We start from the raw sequence: 3,313 nt of genomic DNA, 5'->3' as shown, positions 1-3,313 counted from the left end.
GGCATCTTTGTGCGAAGACACCTTACCGTCAAAACGGGGATCATCTCTAGGGACGCCGTTAGAAATGATGTAGCCGACATCACCAGCGAGCAAATCATCTGCCATGTTGATTACCGATGGTTTATCGTCTGAGCGTGGCATCCTAACTCGCTCGTCAAAGCGAAGTTGTACGGTTTCATGAATTAGATGGGGAGCATCAGTTAGATTGAATATTGTGATGATTTCTCTTGGCGTTGAAGGCATATTGGGCTGGACACTATTGATGCCTTTCGCCACCAATCTAGGCAGGTCTTCTGTTGTTAGAATGACCACCGGGCAGTTGAGGCTTTTCCACCAGCGACGTTCTTTGACATAGTATTCTTTACCATCACATTGTGCATAGATGTTGTTCTCATTGGTTCCTTTCCCGAAAGGGAAGCGACTGGCATCAATACTGTATCTGTCAGCCTCGGTGAGACCTGCCCTGATGATAGCGTCGCAAGTATCGTATGACATGTCTGGGGAACCCGCATTTGCCATCGATCTTTTAAACGCGGAGACGCGATCAGATAGAGGCGCTTCCTCCCATTCTTCTTTGGCCTGGGATTGGCATTGCGTTTCAGCATCTTTGGCAAGTTGCACCATCCACAGGGGGTACAGGGAAACGAGGTCCTGCCATTCGACCTCATCGTAGATAACCCGTTTCATAGTCATTTGTGCCGCGCACTTTGAAATAGCGTCTGGATCGAGATCATTAGGGAAATCGGGGTGCAGGAAGGCTTTCGCATATAGTGAATGAGGCCAATTTTGTAAGACCGGGTGTACCAGCACAACAAACGCACATGGATCGAATTGAGCAACCCCATTGATCTGTGGCCACATCGCATCTCTGATCTCAGTCATCGTTTTGAATATGTCCGGCTGTTCACCTTTGATTGCATGAAGCAAATGGGGATACCCCAATTCTCCGGCTCTTTGCCGAGTAATTTCACTTTCATTGGCAAAGCCTTTTAAGGCGTCTTCGTAGATTCGGGACATCGACTTGATCAGGACAATATTGCTCGGCCCAGAGGGCAGTCGTGCGAACTCATTGGCTTTCGAATAACATTGAGCATAGCTTTTACAGGCTAAAGCAACAAAGCCTTTGGCAGGAGAGAATTCGGTTCTATTAAGCCCTGCTTGTCTATATCTTTCAGCATCCTGATCCCAATTCACTTCAGTCGCTACAGACATAAGAAAATACGTCTTACCTATCCCTTCCAGCGCCTGGACCATTGTTGTTCCGGGTAACCGGGCAACGTTGTCGAGAATTGGAGCCAGAACCGCACGTGCTTGTTTAAGGTCTGTCGCATCTTCTTTGAAGCGGACACTCGCAAGTGCTTTTTTGCGAGATTTCCGAGCAGAGGTTCCTTCAATTCGCTTTAGCTGGTTCGGAGCGAGTAAACTGAGCGTGTCATCCAGGGAAAGATCGTTTGGTAAGAAGACTCCAAGGGCCGGTGCTGCTTTGCCGCCACCAACGAGCATACGGTTATCTCCTCTCACAAAAGTTGAGGGATTGCAGTCCTGCTCATCATTGAAAAAGTGAACGACGTTGAAGGAACCGTCATGATGCAATGTCGCTGGTTTAGGGTACTCGGCCCATCCGTTGCTCATCAAATACATTCGGAAGTCATCCAGGACGCGAGGCTGCTGATCAGTAGCAATGTATGACGGACTGGGCTTTCGACTTGCCGTGCGTTCAGCCGTAGCAAGTGAGTTAAAGCCCTCAGCCGAAATGAGTGGAGTGCCACCAGACTGCTTTGGCGACCTAGTTAGGACGTTCTCTTGAACAACGATCTGCTCAATTTCATCGCCTACGTTGAATCCGTGGAGGTCAGATCGTTTTTTAAATTGGCGAATACCCCATGGTAGTCGACGCTTCTGAACATAGTTCCGCAGAAATGTGTCGAACTGAACGTCAGTTTCCAGGTTCAGATTGATCATCTCGGCAATGGTCGTCCAAGCTTGTCGGTGCACTTCACCAAGAAATCTATCAGGAAGGTCACCTTGCCAAATCTCTTTGGACTTCGTGTTCTTTCCAGTTGGAACATGCTTGCTCAGGTGATTGGTGGCGAAGATTATGTGAATGTGAATACTCTTGTTGCCACTAAAGACAGCGCAGTAACCTCTATAGTCAGGAAAGGCGCTCAGGGCTTTATGAACAGCATGGAACGGGCAATTTTCAGGTTTGCCTGCGAACCAATCCAACTGCATTTCAAGGTCTTCGATAGACCCTCCATCAAATTCAAACGTGAACACACACCAGCCAGCGTTTACGACCCTCTCTGATGGAGGTGTCCATCCTGAACGCTTTCCTGGCACAGCACTTCGTTGATCATATTTTGCATTATCGAGCGGGTTGGTGAACAGCGTAAACTGATAAGGTATGCGACCAGTAACGGGATGTGTTTCTAAACCAAAGTCAAGCATATCTTGGTGTGCAAATGCACCAGATTCCTTGGCAAACAGATGTGGCATGCCGTTCAGATCGTTGCTGAGAAACCCACTAATCGTCGGAAGAATGTATCGATCCATGAAGATATTGCTGCGCCGCTGGGATGCGCGTTCAAGCTGAGATTTATGCTTGTTGCTCAGATTAAGATCACTAATTGATTTCTGCATACTGGTCTCAATTGGCATGCTTGTCTGCCTTCCCTATTTGGTTCGGAAGGTATTTATGGGAGTAGAAGCTGGAACGAGTCAGCCAAGTTGGATTTGCGCTACCTGAATGCTCCGTCACCCTAAATATACATGATGAGCTATCGAAGGAACTAGCATGCAAACCACTCGACACACGGTCCGTAACATTGACAAAGAACTGATTACTGAGGCTAGGATATTTGCCCTTCAAACGGGACAAAACCTTGGCGATGTTATCAACCAGTCGCTGGAAAATTATCTTTACGAGGACGACGAAGGTGATGTGCAAATCGTCGAGGACAATTGAGCTTGGACGAACTGCAACTTGAAGCGACGCATGAGGATGAACAGGATCAAGCCGTGAGTGTCGAAAACTGCGCACTGGGTGCTGCACCCAAAAGATTGGAACATGGCTGCGCACCATGCGATAAGATGTCTTCATCAGAGAACCCCATAAGGCGTTAACCGGGACTGAAACCCGAGGATAGCATTGCGAGTTAGCGCAAGCTAACTTGATGCTAGCCGTAGTGGGCAAGGTGTTCAATAGTGATTTTTAAATTTTATCTATATTTATCAGATAGTTCCATTCGTCATAAATGAAATTTCATTCATGACGAATGGAATTTTTCAGTAGCATCAAGAACCCACCAATTCA

Annotated in this window: 2 protein-coding genes; one reads left to right on the top strand and one right to left on the bottom strand. The window is 47.4% G+C overall.

Translation table 11 applies throughout. The annotated features are described in order from the left end of the window. The coding region (locus ABJQ89_RS02420) for a hypothetical protein (protein WP_348494680.1) at window positions 1–2,658 on the bottom strand (2,658 nt) is incomplete at its 3' end. A gap of 136 nt (window positions 2,659–2,794) precedes the next feature. Here ABJQ89_RS02420 and ABJQ89_RS02415 point away from each other — a divergent pair. Continuing rightward, on the top strand, window positions 2,795–2,965 hold the full coding sequence (locus ABJQ89_RS02415; protein WP_348494679.1) for a hypothetical protein: 171 nt from the start codon (window positions 2,795–2,797) through the stop codon (window positions 2,963–2,965). The last annotated feature ends 348 nt before the right edge of the window (window positions 2,966–3,313 follow it).

Origin of the sequence: Planktotalea sp., assembly GCF_039984035.1 — a bacterium.
In the GTDB taxonomy this organism is placed as follows: domain Bacteria; phylum Pseudomonadota; class Alphaproteobacteria; order Rhodobacterales; family Rhodobacteraceae; genus Planktotalea.
This window is presented reverse-complemented; position numbering and strand designations above follow the sequence as displayed.

Excerpts from the sequence above, each read along its gene's own strand:
- ABJQ89_RS02415 (WP_348494679.1), top strand. The coding sequence starts at position 2,795 with ATGCAAACCACTCGACACACGGTCCGTAACATTGACAAAGAACTGATT.